The following is a 16,816-nucleotide window of genomic DNA, read 5'->3' as shown; positions in this document are numbered from 1 at the left end:
AAGCTGGCGCCATGACTGGGTTCTCCTTCGCCACGGCCGCAGCGATCAGGTTCGGGGTGGGTGCCGTCGAGGCCCTGGCCGACGAGGCGGGCCGGCTCGGACGTCGTCCCTTCCTCGTCACCGGCTCCAACCGTGGCCGCACCGATCCCGTGACCGGCGAGCTGGGCGAGGTGGGCCACTTCGCGCTCGACGGCGAGCCCACCTTCGACGACGCCACGGCCGCCGTCGCCGCCGCGCGGGCCTGCGAGGCCGACGTGGTGGTCGGGATCGGGGGAGGGGCGGTGCTGGACCTGGCCAAGGCCGTAGCCATCTTGGTGGGGGCCGACGGCGAACCGCTCGACTACGCAGAGGTCATCGGCGCCGGCCACAGGCTCCCGGCGACCTCCCTGCCGTTCGTGGCCGTCCCGACGACAGCCGGTACCGGGTCCGAGGTCACCGCCAACGCCGTGCTGTCCTCGCCGGTGCACCGGGTGAAGGTGTCGCTGCGCTCGCCGTCGATGCTGGCGCGGGTGGCCATCGTCGACCCCGCACTGACCGTCACCTGCCCGCCCCAGGTGACCGCCCAGTCGGGGATGGACGCGCTCACCCAGTGCCTGGAGCCCCTGACCTCGAGGATGACCAACCCACTGGTCGAGGCACTGGCGCTGGCGGGCCTGCGCTCCGCGTCCCGCGGCCTGATGCGCGCCTACGACGACGGGCGTGACCTCGCGGCCCGCACCGACGTCGCCTTCTGCTCGTTGATGGGCGGACTCTCCCTGGCCAACGCCAAACTCGGAGCGGTCCACGGCCTGGCCGGGGTGCTGGGCGGCATCACCGGAGCCCCGCACGGCGCCATCTGTGCGGCGCTGCTGGCGCCCACCACAGCTGCCAACATCTCCGCGATGAGCGAGCGCGACCCGGACAACCCCGCACTCGCGGGCTACCTGCTCGGGGCCGAGGCGCTCACCGGGGTGCTCTCACTGCCCAGCCTGCTGGACTGGCTGTCGGACCTCGCCGCCCGCCTCGACAGCCCCACGCTTGCCGAGCTGGGACTGCGCTCCGCGGACCACGACGAGGTGGTGGCCAAGGCGGTGCGGGCGAGCTCCATGAAGGGCAACCCCATCGACCTCACCGAGGAGGAACTGCACCAGGTCCTCGCCGCGGCCTGAGACACTGGGCGCATGGATGACATCGAAGCCTTCTGGCAACGCGCACAGCAGCACGCACGCCTGGTCGGGATGCCGTCCGTGCTGGGGGTGAACCCGTTGGCGACGCTGCGTCCACCCGCCTGGTCCTTCGGCGCCACCGCAGAGCACGCCGACGGCCTGCTGCAGTTGGTGCTCGACGGCACCAAGACGGCCACCGCCACGGCCCTTTGGGAGTTCGAGGCGGAGGGCGAGGCGCTGCCTTCGGTGGGCACCCTGAGCATCATCACCGACGGGGCCGGCGTCCCCAGGGCGCTGCTCGGGGTCACGCGCGTGCGGACCGTGCCGTTCGACGAGGTGGACGAGGCGCACGCCCGCGCCGAGGGCGAGCGGGATCGCACCCTCGCCTCGTGGCGGGAGATCCACGAGCAATTCTTCACCGACTACGCCAGCCACGGTCGCGGGTTCGCGCCCGACATGCCCGTGGTGCTGGAGGAGTTCGAGGTGCTCTACAGCGAACCGGTGGAACGCTGACGCATGCGGCCCTCGAGTTTGCCGCCACCGGCCGATGAGTTCGTGTCCAGGTTCTCCTGTGGCGTTTCAACAAGTGGTTCTGGGCCCGTTCTCGGGCACAGAACCACTTGTTGACTTCGTGGAGGGCCGACGGGCGGCCAGTCGGTCGAGATGTTGCGTTCAGGAGGTGCGGTGGACCTTGTGGTTCGCGGCCTGCACGCGCGGCCGGACCACCAGCCGGTCGATGTTGACGTGCGCCGGGCGGGTGGCGACGAAGGCGATGCAGTCCGCGACGTCGTCGGCCACCAGCGGCTCCTCGACGCCGGCGTAGACCTTCGAGGCGCGCTCCGTGTCACCCCCGAAGCGGGTGAGGGAGAACTCCTCGGTCTCCACCATGCCGGGGCTGACCTCGCAGACCCGCACCGGGCGGTCCACGATCTCCAGGCGGAGCGCCCCGGCGACCGCGCGCTCACCGAACTTGGCCGCGTTGTAGCCGGCACCGCCTTCGTAGGCCGTCTCGGCGGCGGTGGAGGTGACGAACACGACGACGCCCTCGGCGGCCTCGAGCGCCGGCAGCAGCGCCTTGGTCACCCGACCGGTGCCCACCACGTTGAGCTCCAGCATCCGCGACCAGGCGTCAAGGTCGGCCTCGGCCACCGGTTCCTGCCCGAAGGCGCCCCCGGCGTTGTTCACCAGGACGTCCAGCCGCCCTCCCACCGCCTCGGCCAGACGGGCGACGTCGGCCTCGACGGTGATGTCGCAGGTGACGGCGGTGCCGCCGACCTCGGCGGCCAGTGCCTCGATCCGCTCCGTGCGGCGCGCCACGCACAGGACGTGGAAGCCGAGGGAGGCGAGGCGGCGGGCGGTGGCCTCGCCGATTCCCGACGAGGCGCCGGTGACAACGGCGGTTGGGGTCCTCATGCAGACAAATCTAGTCCGCCCGCCGCGGGCCTGCTCCCACGATGACGCGGACCCGGCACATTTCTGTACCGGGGTTCGGGGGTCGTTGGAAGTGGCTCGGGGGTCGTTGGAAGTCGAGACCCCGGCACATGTCTGTACCGGGGCTCGGGGGTCGTTGGAAGTCGAGACCCCGGCACATGTCTGTACCGGGGCTCGGGGGTCGTTGGAAGTCGAGACCCCGGCACGTGTCTGTACCGGGGCTCGGGGGTCCACGGGGGCGGAGCCCCCGTGCGTCTACTTCTTGCCCTGGTTCTTCACTGCCTCGATGGAGGCGGCTGCGGCGTCGGGGTCCAGGTAGCGGCCACCGCGCGTGACGGGGGACAGGTTCTCGTCGAGTTCGTAGTACAGCGGGATGCCGGTGGGGATGTTGAGGCCCGAGATCTCGTCGTCGGAGATGCCGTCGAGGTGCTTGACCAGTGCCCGCAGCGAGTTGCCGTGGGCCGCGACCATCACCGTCTTGCCGGCCTGCAGGTCCGGGACGATGTCCGAGGTCCAGTAGGGCAGCATGCGGGCGACGACGTCCTTGAGGCACTCCGTGAGCGGGCGCTCGGACTCGGGGATGTCCGCGTAGCGCGGGTCGTTGTGCTGGCTGAACTCACCGTCGGGGTCGATGGCCGGCGGCGGCACGTCGTAGCTGCGCCGCCACTGCATGAACTGCTCCTCGCCGAACTGGTCGCGGATCTCGGTCTTGTTGAGACCCTGCAGCTTGCCGTAGTGGCGCTCGTTGAGACGCCAGCTGCGCTTCACCGGGATCCAGTGCCTGTCGCAGCCGTCCAGCGTGATGTTCGCGGTGTGGATGGCGCGGCGCAGCAGCGAGGTGTGCAGCACGTCGGGGAGCAGGCCCTCGACCTTCAGCAGCTCGGCGGCCTTCTCGGCCTCGCCGACGCCCTTCTCGTTGATGTCGACGTCCACCCAGCCGGTGAACAGGTTCTTGGCGTTCCATTCGCTCTCGCCGTGGCGGAGCAGGATCAACTTCTGCGTCATGCACCAAACACTACAAGCCGCGCCGTGCGCCGGGAACCGGGGTCAGGCGTTGGGCCATTCGTGGCCCTCGGGGGTGCTGCCGGTGACCAGGTAGATGACGCGACGGGCGACGGCGACGGCGTGGTCCGCGAAGCGCTCGTAGTAGCGACCGAGCAGGGCGACGTCGACGGCCTGGGCGGTGGTCCCGGTCCAGCTGTCGTCGAGGACGGTGGTGAAGTGCTCGCGACGCAGGTCGTCAACCTCGGCGTCGATGGCGGCCAGCTGGAGGGCCTCGGTGGCGTCGTGGTCCCGGAGGCTGGCCGAGGCGACGCGGATCATCTTCACGCACACCTCGCTCATCCGCAGGAAGTTCGGCTCGAGGTCCCCGATCACGGCGTGGCTCGGGAACCGGAGCCGGGCGATCTTCGCGATGTGGGCGGCGAGGTCACCCATGCGGGCGAGTTCGAAGACGACGCGGATGGCGGAGACGATGGTGCGCAGCTCCCCGGCGACCGGGGCCTGCAGCATCAGGAGCGAGAGGCACTTGTACTCGAGCTCCTCGTGCATGGTGTCCAGCTTGGCGTCGTCGGAGATCACTGTCTCAGCCCGTTCGAGGTCTGCGCTGAGCAGGGCCTGGGTGGCCTCCACCATCGCGATCTCGACAAGGTGTGACATCTCGTGGAGCTGCTCGAGGACGGACTCGAGTTCCTCGTGGTAGCTGGCGCGCATCATGGTCACGGCCCTTTCTTCGGCATTCATCGTTGAGTTCTAGGAGTCTAGTCTGCGGGCACCCCCGCCGTTGGGGACGAGGACTCCATCGAACATAGCCAACGCATCCGACAGTTCCATGCGTGAGGGTGTCGCGCAGGTGAACAGCAGGTGAATCCTCGGACTCGGTCCGCCCGGGTGTGGTCGAGCACACCGGTGGGGTGGGGCATAGGATGCCGTCATGTCCCCTGCCCTGGCCGGATTGATCGGTGCCCTGGTCGCGCTCGCGGTGGTCGCGGTCGGCTACGGCATCAGCCGCGGCATCAGGGCCCGGCGGGACCTGTCCGGACCCGCCCCCGGCTCCGAGGCCACCCCCGACCTGTCCCGGATCATCGCCGCGCTGAACCAGGGCGCGATCCTCGTCGGCTCGCACGACGAGGTGCTGGCCTCCAACGACGCCGGGGCCGCGATGGGCATCGTGCGCGGCGCCCGCGTCGGATTCAAGGAGCTCCTGGCGCTCGTCCGCGAGGTCAGGGACACCGGACACACCTACAAGGGGGCCATCGCGCGGGAGCGTGAACCCGGCGAGGAGCCGATGGACCTGACCGGGCGCGTCGTGCCCCTCGACGACGGGATGGTGCTCGTGATCACCGAGGACGAGACCGCCTCCAGACGCATAGACGCCGTCCGTCGCGACTTCGTCGCCAACGTCTCGCACGAACTGAAGACCCCGATCGGCGCCATCGCGATCCTCGCCGAGGCGATCGAGGCCGCCAGCGACGACCCCGAACAGGTCTCCAACTTCGTGCGCCGCCTGCACGTGGAGAGCAACCGCCTCGGCGAGCTCGTCAGCCAGATCATCGACCTGTCCCGACTGCAGTCCTCGGACCACACGGCCCTGGAGGAGGTGGTCGAGATCGACGAGGTCATCGACGAGGCGCTGAACCGGTCCCGCGTGCTCGCGGCCAACCGCGGGGTGAACCTGATCCGCGCCCGCGCCGCGTCGTTCCGGGTGCAGGGCAACTCCTGGCAGTTGGCCGACGCAGTCACCAACCTGGTCCAGAACGCCATCGTCTACTCGGACGTGAACGCCCGGGTGGCGGTCACCGTCGTGGGCGTCGCCGAGGACGGCGAGGAGTTCGTGGACATCAAGGTGGCCGACAACGGCATCGGGATCGAGCCCGAGGACCAGAGCCGCATCTTCGAGCGCTTCTACCGGGTGGACTACGGCCGCAGCCGGGAGAGCGGCGGCACCGGGCTCGGGCTCTCGATCGTCCGCCACATCGCGCTCTCGCACGGCGGCAGCATCCGGGTGTGGTCCAAACCGCACCAGGGTTCGACCTTCACTCTGCGTCTGCCGATCCAGTCCGCAGAGGCCGACCCCGACATCCCAGAGGACGAGGAACTGATCGAATGACCCGCATCCTGATCATCGAGGACGAGGACTCCTACCGTGAGGCTCTCGCCTTCATGCTCCGCAAGGAGGGATTCGACGTCTCGTCGGCTCCCGACGGTGCCGCCGGCCTGGCCGAGTTCGACGCCACCGGGGCCGACCTGGTGCTGCTGGACCTCATGATGCCCGGCATGCCGGGCATGGAGGTGTGCCGCCAGCTGCGGCAGCGCGGCAACGTCGCCATCGTGATGGTGACTGCGCGCGACTCAGAGGTGGACAAGGTGGTGGGCCTCGAGCTGGGGGCCGACGACTACGTCACCAAGCCGTTCAGCCACCGTGAACTCGTGGCCCGCATCCGTGCGGTGCTGCGCCGGGGCCAGGAGCAGGAGCTGCTGCCGGAGGTGGTCGAGGTGCAGGGCGTCCGCATCGACGTCGAGCGCCACCAGGTCAACGTGGACGGCCAGGACGTGCGGTTCGCGCTGCGCGAGTTCGAACTGTTGGAGCTGCTGCTGCGCAATGCGGGCAGGGTGATGACGCGCGGCCAGCTGATCGACCGGATCTGGGGCAGCGACTACGTCGGTGACACCAAGACCCTCGACGTCCACATCAAGCGGCTGCGTTCGAAGATCGAGAGGGACCCGTCGAACCCGGAACGGGTGATCACGGTCAGGGGACTGGGCTACAAGTACCAGGGCTGAGCCGCCCGGCGGCCTCAGGCCTGCAGGGCGTCGGCGAAGTCCTCGTGCTCGGTGGAGAACACCGGTACGTCGAGCGTGAGGTTCGTGCCGCCGTCGAACTGCAGCGTGACCTCCGCCAGCCGGCCCGGGACCAGGGCGGCGTCCTCGACCAGCGCGTTGGAGGCGTCGAGCTTCAGGGCCCCGTCGCGGGGGATGTCGGCGGTGACGGCGAGTGCCGTCGACTGGCCGCGCCCACCGTTCTCGTCCTCGGGGGTGACCACCGCGCCCTGCAGCGTCACGGCCTCGAACGAACTGATGGTGCCCAGCAGCACGGCCTGGGAGCCGTCGGTCACGAGCACGAAGTTGCGTGCCTTCACAGGACCGGAATCGGCCTGCGTGCCGGCCGCCGGCGGGGACTCGTAGTGCCAGTCACCTGCGGTGCAGCCAGTGGCCAGTACGGCGGTCAGGGCCGTTGCTGCCAGCAGGGTGCGGATGCGTCGCTTCGGAGTGGGCACGGACATGGAGCTCCTCTGGGTAGGCGCGGGTCGCGGTCATCCTATACCGAAGAACTCGGATCAAGGGGATCCACCCCCGCTTCGTGATAGAATGGCCTGTGGAAAGGGGCCATAACCTATGACTTTTTCAGTCGGCGAAACGGTGGTCTACCCCAATCATGGGGCAGCAGTCATCGAGGACCTTGAGACCCGTCAGATCAAGGGCGAGGACAAACTTTACCTGGTGCTTCGAATCATCGGGCAGAACGATCTGGTGGTGAGGGTTCCGGCGCAGAACCTGGATCTGGTCGGAGTGAGGGACGTGGTCGACGCCGATGGCCTCGAGCGGGTCTTCAACGTGCTGCGGGCAGAGCACACCGAGGAGCCCACCAACTGGTCCCGCCGCTTCAAGGCGAACCTGGAGAAGCTGCACTCCGGAAACGTGATCAAGGTCTCCGAGGTCGTCCGCGACCTCTGGCGACGTGACCGTGACAAGGGTCTTTCCGCGGGCGAGAAGCGTATGCTCGCCAAGGCCCGCACCATCCTCGTCGCCGAACTGGCGCTCGCGGAGGACGTCGCGGAGGACAGGGCCGAGCACCTCCTGGACGAGGTCCTGGCTTCCTGAACACCAGAAGCACTGCATTGAACGATTTCGTGCCGGCCGTCGCCATCGTGGTGGCGGCCGGTTCTGGTTCCCGCCTCGGCGCCGACGTCCCGAAGGCGCTCGTCGAGCTGGACGGCGTGCCGATGGTGAGGCGCTGCCTCGATGCCCTCGCCGACGGCGGTGTCACTTCCGTCGTGGTGACCGTCCCGGCCTCGTACGAGGCCCGATTCCAAGAAGCTCTCTCAGGTTCCCCGGTGCCGTTCCGGACGGTCGTGGGAGGGGCGCGCAGGCAGGACTCCGTGCGTCTCGGTGCCGAGGCGCTGGCCGCCGGGAATCCCGCTGACGCCGTCGTCCTGGTCCATGACGCGGCCCGCCCACTGGTCCCCTCCGGCGTGGTCGCCCACGTCAGCCGCGCGGTCGCCGCGGGTGCGGGAGCAGTTGTTCCGGCCGTGCCGGTGATCGACTCGATCCGCGAGTTGGACGACCTCGGCAGCCGGGTCGTGGAGCGGTCCCGGCTGCGGGCCGTCCAGACCCCGCAGGGCTTCCGGCTCGGGACGCTGCTGGCGGCACACCGGCACGTCGAGGCGGAGGGGATCGAGGTGACCGACGACGCCGGCGCTGCCGAGGCCATCGGGCACGCCGTGACCCTGGTGCCGGGCCACCGCGACGCCATGAAGATCACCGAGCCCGTCGACATGGTGCTCGCACACGCGATCCTCGCAGGGAGGAAGTGATGGGCAACCGTGTCGGCATCGGCACCGACGTGCACCGGCTCGTGGAGGGCGTGCCCATGTGGGTGGCGGGGCTCCACTTCCCGGAGGAGCGTGTGGGTCTCAGCGGCCACTCCGACGGCGACGTCGCGGCCCACGCGGCCTGCGACGCGCTGCTCGGCGCCGCGGGACTGGGCGACCTGGGTTCCAACTACGGCACGGCCGAACCGGAGTGGGCCGGCGCCAGCGGCGTCGCGTTCCTGTCCGAGACCGCTCGGCGCGTGCGCGCGGCCGGCTACGAGATCGACAACGTCGCGGTGCAGGTGATCGGCAACCGTCCCCGGATGGCCGCGCGCCGCGAGGAGGCTGAACGGGTGCTCTCCGACGCACTCGGGGCACCGGTCAGCGTGTCCGCCACCACCACCGACGGCCTCGGCCTGACCGGCCGGGGCGAGGGCGTCGCGGCCACGGCAGTCGCCTCGCTCACCACCTAGCGGTTTTCAGCGCACTTCGCTGGTGGGGGCGGTCCAGGTGTTGCACACCGACATCCCCGGGTCGTTGAAGCCGCGCTGGATCCACAGCTCGCGGTTCTCGCCGCGGCCGTGGTCACCGGGCTCGCTGGGGTCCCCGCCGAAGCGTTCGCGCAGCTGGTCGTCGCCGATCTCAAAGCTGATCGTGGAGATGGCGTCGACGTCAGCGTCCTCGACCCCCATGCTCTCGCCGAGCGAACGCAGCCCCAGGCCGGCGAAACAGTCCGCCTGGACCTCGGTGCGGCGACTGAGCTCCAGTGCCACCGACTCGTCCTCCTCCTCGTAGGCGAGGTAGGCCGACGAGGCGAAGATCCCGGTCCGTCCCTGCATGGCGTGGCCGTACTCGTGGGCCATGATCAGTTCGAACAGGATCCGCTCGGACGCGACGCCCGGGGGAAGCACGTCGGCGATGTCGGGGGCCAGGTACAGGTTCTGGTCGCCGCCGCAGAAGAACGCGTTCTGCGACTCCGCAGTGCCGCACGGCGTGTTCACGGTGCCGCCGCCCGGGTACACGGTCACGCGCGGCTGGTAGGCGACGAAGCCCGCGGCCTCCAGCGTGGGTCCCCAGGCCCGGGTCAGGCACCCGATGTAGGTGGTCATCCGGTCCTCGAGCTCGTCGTTGGTCAACGAGCCGGTGGCCCCGTCCAAGGTGAGGTCGCAACGCACCGGCACCGGGAAGGTCTCCTCGTAGATCGGGTTCTCCTCCAGCAGTTCGATGAGCTCGCCCATGGTCTCGGGGAACTTGAGCTCCGGCGGGGAGCTGCTGACGGTCGGGACCTGGTAGTCCTCGTTGCGGTAGTCGGGCCCGACGTCTTCGGAGCCGCCGCCCGAGACGAACGCGTAGACCAGCAGCGCGATCAGTGCGATGCCGGCGCCGATGACGGCCCCGACCAGCACCGGCGGCGGTCCCTTCTTCTTGGGTGCCGCGGGCGGACCGAACTGGCCGGGTGCGCCGTGGCCGGGCCCGAAGGCCCCGGTGCCCTGCTGGTACTGCTGGCCGAACTGCTGCTGGGGCAGCGCCTGGCCGGGAGCCTGGAACTGGCCGCCGCCCCAACCGCCGAAGCTCGACTGGCCGGGGTGCGGGGCGGGGTTGCCGAACTGAGGTCCCTGGGGGCGCCCGAAAGGATTCTGCGGTTGCGTCACGAGCACAGGGTAACCGCAAGCCGGGGCAGGGGTTGAAAGATGCAACATTGTCTTCCCAGCGGTCCGACGGTGCGATACCGTCCGTTGCGAGACTCACGAACAAATAGGAGACCGGACCTTGTTGAAGACCTCCTCCGTCGGGCGCGTCCAGCGCCTGCTATCCGTGCTTTGCCTGGTCGTGCTCGCGACGTTCCTCGGGGCCACCGCCGCGCACGCCGAGGGTCCGATCGCAGACACCTACGAGTTCGACGGCCAGCTGGGCCCCGACGGAATCCTCAAGGCCACCGAGACCATCACCTTCGGTGACGCCGCCCCCGACCGGCTGACCCAGCGCCTGGCGCTGCGGGCGCCGATCGACGACACCCGCAGCTTCGTCTACGAGATCACGGGTGTGCAGGCAACCATCGGCGGTGCCGCGGCCGACGCCGAGGTCACGGAGGACGGCGACTACCTCGTCGTGGCGTTGGACACCTCCGACGCCGGCAACCAGCCGATCACCATCAGCTACGAGGTCTCGGGCGCCACCCGCTCGGACCAGGGCGCCACGGGCGAGCTCACCATCTTCAGCTGGCGCGCCCTCCAGGGCCTCAGCGTCGAGGTGGCGGAGGTCAGCGGCACGATCCGCGTCGGCGCCGTCGTCGAGCTGATCGACTGCCTCGCGGGCCCGCCCGGTGCCGTGGTCAAGTGCGAGCTCTACGCCGCCGGCACCCACGACGCCCCGTTGCCCACGTTCAAGAGCTTCGAGCGCGGCATCGGCGAGCAGGTGACCATCACCGTCGGCGTCGCCGGTTCCGCAGTGGCGGCCACCGACGTCGTGCACGAGGACTGGAGCCTCAACCGCGCCTTCGCCATCACTCCGCTCACCATCCTCACCGCCCTCGGCGCCCTCCTGCTCGGCGCGCTGGCGCTGTACCTGCTGCACCGCCGCACCGGCGTCGACGCCTCCCACGACGGCGAGTTCGCCCCCGTGGCCACCTTCCGTCCCGTCGGTGACGGCGAGTCCGTCTTCGAGATCCACGACGGTGTGCGGCCGGGCCACGTCGGCACCGTCGCGGACGAGCGGGTGGACCCCGTCGACGTCACCGCCACCCTGCTGGACCTGGCGGTCCGGGGCCACCTCCTGATCACCGAGCTCCCGCACGACCAGCACGGGCTGCTGGACTGGAAGCTCAGCCGTACCGAGACCGGCGGCGACGAGCTGGCCGCCTTCGAGACCCAGATCCTGGACGCCATCGCCCCGATCGGCGGCGAGACGCTCGTCTCGACGCTGCCGGCGACGCTCAGTCCCGTGATCGGCAACATCCAGAGCGCCCTCTACGACGACGTCGTGCAGCGTGGCTGGTTCGAGTCCCGGCCGGACTCCACCCGGAACAACTGGCGCCGCATCGGCATCATCGGCGTCGTCGCGGCCGCGGTCGCCGCCGGCCTGCTGATCGTGTTCACCCAGTTCGGCTTCCTGGGACTCGTGCTCGTGCTGCTCGCGCTGGCGCTGCTGTGGGTGGCCGACCGGATGCCGCGCCGCACCAAGAAGGGTGCCAAGCTCGTCAGCGGCCTCGGAGCGCTGTCGTCCCTGCTGACCACGCACCCGACGGACAACATGCCCTCGGGGCGCGAGCTGCCGGAGATCTCACGGCTGCTGCCGTATGCCGTCGTGCTGGGAGGTAAGGGCCGCTGGCTGGAGGCGATGGTCCGCGCCGACGACGACGCCACCCCCGACCCCACCGACATCTCCTGGTACCACGCACCCGAGACCTGGCACCTGAGGGACCTTCCGGCCTCGCTCACCCAGTTCATCCACACGGTGCAGGGGGAGCTGTTCGCCCGCTGAGGACCGGGACCTGACGAGAGCGGGGCGCCGACCGGATCATCCGGTCGGCGCCCCGCTGCAACGTCAGGTCGGGCTCAGAGCTCGAAGCCCGGGTAGAGGGGGTGGGCCTGCAGCATGCCGCCGGCGACGTTGTGGCTGTTCGCCGCGACGTCGGACGCCAGGTCGTACTTGGCCTTGCCGGGCTTGCCGTCCTTCGTGGGCACCGGGGTGGTGGAGCGCAGGACCTCGTCGATCAGCTGCGCCACCGAGTCCATGTCCGAGGTGGTGAAGCCGCGCGAGGTCAGGGCGGGGGTTCCCAGACGGACGCCGCTGGTGTACCAGGCGCCGTTGGGGTCGTTGGGGACTGCGTTGCGGTTGGTCACGATCCCCGCGTCCAGCAGCGCCGACTCGGCCTGGCGGCCGGTCAGGCCGTAGCCGGTGACGTCGAGCAGCACGATGTGGTTGTCGGTGCCGCCGGTGACGAGCTTCCCGCCCCGGGTCAGGAGCCCCTCGGCGAGCGCCTTGGCGTTGTCGGCCACGGCCTGCGCGTAGGTCTGGAACTCCTTGGTGCGGGCCTCGGCCAGCGCCACGGCCTTGGCGGCCATCACGTGGCTGAGCGGACCGCCCAGGACGAGCGGGCAGCCACGGTCGACGTCCGCCGCGTACTCCTGGGTGGCCAGCACCATGCCGCCGCGAGGCCCTCGCAGCGACTTGTGGGTGGTGGTGGTGACGACCTGGGCGTAGGGAATCGGGTCCTCCTCGCCGGTGAACACCTTGCCGGCGACGAGGCCGGCGAAGTGAGCCATGTCAACCATCAGCACGGCGCCCACCTCGTCGGCGATCTCACGCATCTTGGCGAAGTTCACGCGGCGGGGGTAGGCGGAGTAGCCGGCGACGAGGATCAGCGGCTTGAACTCCCGGGCCTTCGCGGCGACGGCGTCGTAGTCCAGCAACTGGGTCTCGGGATCGGTGCCGTAGTGGTTCTGGTGGAACATCTTGCCCGACACGTTGGGGCGGAAGCCGTGGGTCAGGTGCCCACCGGCGTCGAGGCTCATGCCCAGGAGGCGCTGCTGTCCGAAACGGGCGCGCAGGGTCTCCCAGTCGGCTTCGGTGAGGGCTTGGACATTCTTGACGCCGAACTCCTCAAGGGCGGGCATCTCCACGTGGTGGGCGAGGATCGCCCAGTAGGCGGTCAGGTTGGCGTCGATGCCGGAGTGCGGCTGGACGTAGGCGTACTCGGCGCCGAACAGTTCGCGGGCGTGCTCCGCAGCGACTGACTCGACGGTGTCGACGTTCTGGCAACCGGCGTAGAAGCGGTGCCCGACGGTACCCTCGGCGTACTTGTCACTGAGCCAGGTCCCCATGGTGGCGAGGACGGGCAGGCTTGCGTAGTTCTCGGACGCGATGAGCTTCAGCGAGTCACGCTGGTCCGCGAGCTCCGAGCGCGTGGCCTCCGCGATGCGGGGTTCCACTGCTTCGATGGTGCTGAGCAGTGTCTGGTAGGCCTTGCTGAGTTCAGAGATGTCGGTCACAGTTCTCCTTGTCGGGTGTCTTGCCCTCAGTCTAGGGCGCCCGGGCGTCGGGGCCGAGCGGCCGTGGCTCCCTGATCGTCTACCCTCGACCCGTGGGTCACGAAGTTACGAGACGCGCCGCCCTCCTGGGCCTCGCGGCAGCAGCGGTGTCCGGCTGTTCGTTCGAGCCGGTGGACTTCAACCCCCCGAGCGAGAGTCCCACCCCCACTGCCAGCGTCGATCCCGCCAAGGAGGTCGACTCCGAGTACTTCCTGCGGTCCCGCGACGGCATTGCCAAGAACCTGCCCGAGGGCGACTACGGTTCGCTGGTGGTATCCACCCCGCACTTCGACGCGACACTGCAGGGCTGGTTCACCGGCGACAGGTTGTCGCTGGAGACCGCGGCGCAGGTGGGCGAGGCGACACCGCTGAAGGCTCCACCGGGCTACCAGCTCGCGGCGTTCACGCTCAAGGGCGGCCTGCCGGCCTACGTCGAGACCACCGAGCACGTCGTGACCAGCGAGCTCAGGGTGGGCAGCAACCGCATCCCGTTGCCCAACCTGTTCGACAAGTTCAACCCGTCCTCGGGCAGCTACCTCACGGAGTGGGAGATGTTCATCTTCAGCGTGCTGCCGGATGACCAGATCACACTCGAGGTCACCGACGAGGGCCAGACCGTCAGCGTCGACCTGCGCACCGGCCTTCCGGTCACCGACGAGGCCTGGAACGCCAACCTGGGCTTCCGGGAGCGCTGGGACATCACCTGTGCCCCGGAGAACGGCACGTTCAGGCGCGGGTTCACCACGCAACCCCCCGCGGAACTGCAGGCCCAGAGCGGCGAGGTGGTGCTGACGCTGCGGCCGGACAGTGAACTCCTTCCCTGGACGCCGATCCTTGGTTGGGCGCCGGAGGGCAAGCAGTGGCTGGTCACCGCCATGAACGCGCGGATCCAGGCGGGGGGAGACGTCTTCGGGCAGCAGAACATCAACGTGGCGCAGTCGTTCACCTACCAGGACGCTGCTGGCCAGAAGATCCCTGCCGCCCACCCGGAGAGCGTCACGACAGAGGCCCTCGCCCGCACCCAGGTGGACCTGATGGTGATCTGGCCGGTGTCGGGCAGGGACGCCAGCGGCGTGCTCGGCATCAACCCCACGGGGCCCATCGAGGTGGACTACACCGACTACCAGAACATCCCGGCTGACTTCTCGACGCCGGCGGAGCCGTTGGAGTTCCTCATCGAGTACCAGCCGCGGCCCCGCCCGAGCTGAGCCGCGGCGCCCGGATCACTCCGCGGCGAGCAGGCGCTGCTGGCTGATCTCGTACAGCGACACCGAGGTGGCCACCGACGCGTTCAGGGACTCCACCTCGCTCGCGATCGGGATCGAGACCAGCAGGTCGCAGTGCTCCCGCACGAGGCGGGACAGCCCCTCGCCCTCGGAGCCGACCACGATCATCACGGGACCGTCGCTCGGGACGCCGGACAGCGGCACGTCACTCTCACCGGCGAGCCCCACGACGGTCATGCCCAGCTTCGAGGCCTTCTCCAGTGCACGGTTCAGGTTGGTGGCCATCGCCACCGGGATGCGGGCGGCGGCGCCGGCCGAGGTCTTCCACGCGGCTGCGGTCATCGAGGCCGAACGTCGGGCAGGGATTACGACGCCCTGCGCGCCGAACGCCGCGGCCGAGCGCACGATGGCCCCGAGGTTGCGGGGGTCGGTCACGCCGTCGAGCGCCACCACGAGCCCCTTGGCGTCCGCGGCGACGGCGTCTGCAAGCACGTCCTCGACGTCGGCGTACTCGTAGGCGGGCAGCTGGATGGCCACGCCCTGGTGGACGAGGCCTCCCGTCACGCGGTCCAGTTCTGCGCGGGTCACCTGCAGCAGCGGCATCGAGCGCTCGGCGGTGAACTTCAGGATCTCGCGCAGCCTGTCGTCGCGCTCAGCGCCCTCGGCAACCAGCGCCTGCTTGACGGGCATGCCCGCGAGCAGTGCCTCGAGCACTGGGTTGCGGCCCACCACCCAGTCGGCGCCGACGGCGGTGCGGGTGGTCCTGTTCTTCGCCGGCGTGCGCTTGGCCGCGGCCTGCTTGGCCTTGAAGGCCTTGTGGTAGGTGCGGTCCTCGGCCTTGGGCGTGGGGCCCTTGCCCTTGAGTGATCGGCGGATGCGACCCCCGGAGCCGGCGGTGTTCGCCTTGCCCTTCGAGGTGGCGCCGCGACGGGACGAGTTTCCGGGCATCAGTGCTTCTCCAAGCTCCAGCGCGGACCGCTGGGGGTGTCTGTGATGTTGAGGCCGAGGTGGGCCAGGGTGTCTCGGATGGCGTCGGCCGCGGCCCAGTCCTTGGCGGCGCGGGCGGTGTTGCGCTGCTCGAGGAGGTGCGCGACCAGGCCGTCGACGACGGGGGTCAGGTTGTCGACGGCCATGGCACCGGCCCACTCGGGCGCGGAGGGGTTCAGGCCCAGCACGTCGAGCATCGCGGTGATCGCGACGACGTGGGTGCCGACGGTGTCGGCGTCGCCGGAGGTGATGGCCTGGTTGCCGGCGCGGATCGCGTCGAACAGCGCCGCCACGGCCCCGGGGGTGCCGAGGTCCTCGTCCATCGAGCGCTGGAACGTGGCCCAGTGCTCCGTGGAGGGGGTGGGGTCCACCTGGGCCTCGCCCACCAGTTCGACGGCGCGGGCCAGGAAGGTGTCGATCCGTTCGATGGCCTTCTCGGCCTCGGCGAGCGAGCCGCGGGTGGCCTCGTCGGCGGGGGAGAACTCGATGGTTGAGCGGTAGTGCGGGGCGGCGAGGAAGTAACGGACCGCACGCGGCGAGTAGGTCTTCGTGACCTCGCTGACCTGCGCGGTGTTGCCCAACGACTTGCTCATCTTCTCGCCGGCCATCGTCACCCAGGCGTTGTGCATCCAGTGCCGGGCGAAGCCGTGGCCGGCCGCGGCGGACTGGGCGAGCTCGTTCTCGTGGTGGGGGAAGCGCAGGTCGATGCCGCCGCCGTGGATGTCGAAGGTGTCACCGAGGTACTTGCCCGCCATGGCGGAGCACTCCAGGTGCCAGCCGGGCCGGCCGCGTCCCCAGGGGGCGGGCCAGGAGGCCGTTTCGGGCTCGTCGGGCTTGTGGCCCTTCCACAGTGCGAAGTCGCGCGGGTCACGCTTGCCTCGTGGGTCGGCGTCGGCGGCGGCCTCCATCTCGTCGACCTTCTGGCCGGAGAGTTCGCCGTAGCGGGGCCACGAGCGCACGTCGAAGTACACGTCGCCGGAGGTGTCCTCGGCCACGTAGGCGTGGCCGCGCTCCAGGAGGACCTCGACCAGTTCCAGCATCTCGGTGATGTGTCCGGTTGCCCGCGGCTCGTAGGTGGGGGGCTTGCAGCCCAGCGCGGCGTAGGCGTCGTGCAGTTCACGCTCGAACTTGTAGGCGTGCGCCCACCACTCGAACCCGCTCTCCGCGGACTTGGCGAGGATCTTGTCGTCGATGTCGGTCACGTTCGCCACCACGGTGACCGCCAGGCCCTTGTGCTCCAGCCACCGGCGCAACACGTCGAAGACCACCTCCTTGCGGATGTGGCCGAGGTGCGGCGAGGACTGCACGGTCAGGCCGCAGTGGTAGATCGAGACCTCGCCCTCGACGAGGGGTTCGAGTGGGCGCACCGCACGGGCGGCGGTGTCGTACAGGCGGAAACTCACCCG

At 69.8% G+C, this 16,816-nt stretch carries 17 protein-coding genes; 9 read left to right on the top strand and 8 right to left on the bottom strand.

Annotated elements, in window-relative coordinates:
- Positions 1–11: 11 nt before the first annotated feature.
- Entirely contained in the window at positions 12–1,148 is a 1,137-nt protein-coding gene (locus tag FOJ82_RS04595; protein ID WP_143937229.1) for an iron-containing alcohol dehydrogenase, read from the top strand.
- 12 nt (positions 1,149–1,160) lie between these two features.
- Positions 1,161–1,658, top strand: coding sequence for an ASCH domain-containing protein (locus FOJ82_RS04590; RefSeq protein ID WP_143937228.1), 498 nt, complete (start codon positions 1,161–1,163; stop codon positions 1,656–1,658).
- 159 nt (positions 1,659–1,817) lie between these two features.
- Here FOJ82_RS04590 and FOJ82_RS04585 read toward each other — a convergent pair whose 3' ends face one another.
- The 3 genes from FOJ82_RS04585 to phoU form a co-directional block, all read right to left on the bottom strand.
- On the bottom strand, positions 1,818–2,558 hold the full coding sequence (locus FOJ82_RS04585) for an SDR family oxidoreductase (protein ID WP_143937227.1): 741 nt from the start codon (positions 2,556–2,558) through the stop codon (positions 1,818–1,820).
- Between the two features lie 273 nt (positions 2,559–2,831).
- The gene (locus FOJ82_RS04580) at positions 2,832–3,581 is read right to left on the bottom strand and encodes a phosphoglyceromutase (protein WP_143937226.1); all 750 of its coding nucleotides are present in this window, start codon (positions 3,579–3,581) and stop codon (positions 2,832–2,834) included.
- 42 nt (positions 3,582–3,623) lie between these two features.
- On the bottom strand, positions 3,624–4,289 hold the full coding sequence (phoU, locus tag FOJ82_RS04575) for a phosphate signaling complex protein PhoU (RefSeq protein ID WP_143937412.1): 666 nt from the start codon (positions 4,287–4,289) through the stop codon (positions 3,624–3,626).
- Between the two features lie 220 nt (positions 4,290–4,509).
- On the opposite strand from phoU, the gene FOJ82_RS04570 reads away from it, so the two are divergent.
- Together FOJ82_RS04570 and FOJ82_RS04565 are read left to right on the top strand one after the other, a co-directional pair.
- Positions 4,510–5,685, top strand: a complete 1,176-nt coding sequence (locus FOJ82_RS04570; protein WP_143937225.1) for a sensor histidine kinase — start codon at positions 4,510–4,512, stop codon at positions 5,683–5,685.
- Complete coding sequence (locus FOJ82_RS04565) at positions 5,682–6,359, top strand: response regulator transcription factor (protein ID WP_143937224.1); 678 nt, start codon at positions 5,682–5,684, stop codon at positions 6,357–6,359. The genes FOJ82_RS04570 and FOJ82_RS04565 overlap by 4 nt, the downstream gene beginning before the upstream one ends.
- Before the next feature lie 14 nt (positions 6,360–6,373).
- Here FOJ82_RS04565 and FOJ82_RS04560 read toward each other — a convergent pair whose 3' ends face one another.
- A complete protein-coding gene (locus FOJ82_RS04560) occupies positions 6,374–6,859 on the bottom strand; it encodes a hypothetical protein (RefSeq protein WP_143937223.1) in 486 nt (161 codons plus the stop codon).
- 112 nt (positions 6,860–6,971) lie between these two features.
- On the opposite strand from FOJ82_RS04560, the gene FOJ82_RS04555 reads away from it, so the two are divergent.
- The 3 genes from FOJ82_RS04555 to ispF are packed head-to-tail and all read left to right on the top strand — an operon-like array spanning position 6,972 to position 8,640.
- Positions 6,972–7,457 carry a CarD family transcriptional regulator gene (locus FOJ82_RS04555; RefSeq protein WP_143937222.1) on the top strand — a complete coding sequence of 162 codons (486 nt, stop codon included), beginning with the start codon at positions 6,972–6,974 and terminating at the stop codon, positions 7,455–7,457.
- Positions 7,458–7,474: 17 nt separating this feature from the next.
- Positions 7,475–8,170 carry a 2-C-methyl-D-erythritol 4-phosphate cytidylyltransferase gene (gene ispD, locus FOJ82_RS04550; RefSeq protein WP_143937221.1) on the top strand — a complete coding sequence of 232 codons (696 nt, stop codon included), beginning with the start codon at positions 7,475–7,477 and terminating at the stop codon, positions 8,168–8,170.
- Positions 8,170–8,640: a 2-C-methyl-D-erythritol 2,4-cyclodiphosphate synthase gene (gene ispF / locus FOJ82_RS04545; RefSeq protein WP_143937220.1), complete on the top strand. Its 471-nt coding sequence runs from the start codon at positions 8,170–8,172 to the stop codon at positions 8,638–8,640. Before ispD ends, ispF begins: the two co-directional genes overlap by 1 nt.
- 6 nt (positions 8,641–8,646) lie before the next feature.
- On the opposite strand, the gene FOJ82_RS04540 is transcribed toward ispF, so the two are convergent.
- A complete protein-coding gene (locus FOJ82_RS04540; protein WP_185975614.1) occupies positions 8,647–9,819 on the bottom strand; it encodes a neutral zinc metallopeptidase in 1,173 nt (390 codons plus the stop codon).
- Positions 9,820–9,937: 118 nt separating this feature from the next.
- Here FOJ82_RS04540 and FOJ82_RS04535 point away from each other — a divergent pair, with 118 nt between their 5' ends.
- Positions 9,938–11,647, top strand: coding sequence for a DUF2207 family protein (locus tag FOJ82_RS04535; protein WP_185975613.1), 1,710 nt, complete (start codon positions 9,938–9,940; stop codon positions 11,645–11,647).
- Between the two features lie 74 nt (positions 11,648–11,721).
- Here the strand turns inward: FOJ82_RS04535 and FOJ82_RS04530 are convergent, their stop codons facing one another.
- Positions 11,722–13,188 carry a glycine hydroxymethyltransferase gene (locus tag FOJ82_RS04530; RefSeq protein WP_143937217.1) on the bottom strand — a complete coding sequence of 489 codons (1,467 nt, stop codon included), beginning with the start codon at positions 13,186–13,188 and terminating at the stop codon, positions 11,722–11,724.
- Between the two features lie 62 nt (positions 13,189–13,250).
- On the opposite strand from FOJ82_RS04530, the gene FOJ82_RS04525 reads away from it, so the two are divergent.
- The gene (locus tag FOJ82_RS04525; RefSeq protein WP_143937216.1) at positions 13,251–14,405 is read left to right on the top strand and encodes a hypothetical protein; all 1,155 of its coding nucleotides are present in this window, start codon (positions 13,251–13,253) and stop codon (positions 14,403–14,405) included.
- Between the two features lie 15 nt (positions 14,406–14,420).
- On the opposite strand, the gene rlmB is transcribed toward FOJ82_RS04525, so the two are convergent.
- Together rlmB and cysS are read right to left on the bottom strand one after the other, a co-directional pair.
- The gene (gene rlmB, locus FOJ82_RS04520) at positions 14,421–15,371 is read right to left on the bottom strand and encodes a 23S rRNA (guanosine(2251)-2'-O)-methyltransferase RlmB (protein ID WP_143937215.1); all 951 of its coding nucleotides are present in this window, start codon (positions 15,369–15,371) and stop codon (positions 14,421–14,423) included.
- The gene (cysS, locus tag FOJ82_RS04515; protein ID WP_143937214.1) at positions 15,371–16,813 is read right to left on the bottom strand and encodes a cysteine--tRNA ligase; all 1,443 of its coding nucleotides are present in this window, start codon (positions 16,811–16,813) and stop codon (positions 15,371–15,373) included. The genes rlmB and cysS overlap by 1 nt, the downstream gene beginning before the upstream one ends.
- Positions 16,814–16,816 lie beyond the last annotated feature (3 nt).

It is taken from the genome of Tessaracoccus rhinocerotis (assembly GCF_007197885.1).
GTDB lineage: Bacteria > Actinomycetota > Actinomycetes > Propionibacteriales > Propionibacteriaceae > Arachnia > Arachnia rhinocerotis.
The sequence above is the reverse complement of the archived record's forward strand: the minus strand, read 5'-3'. Positions and strand labels throughout refer to the sequence as shown.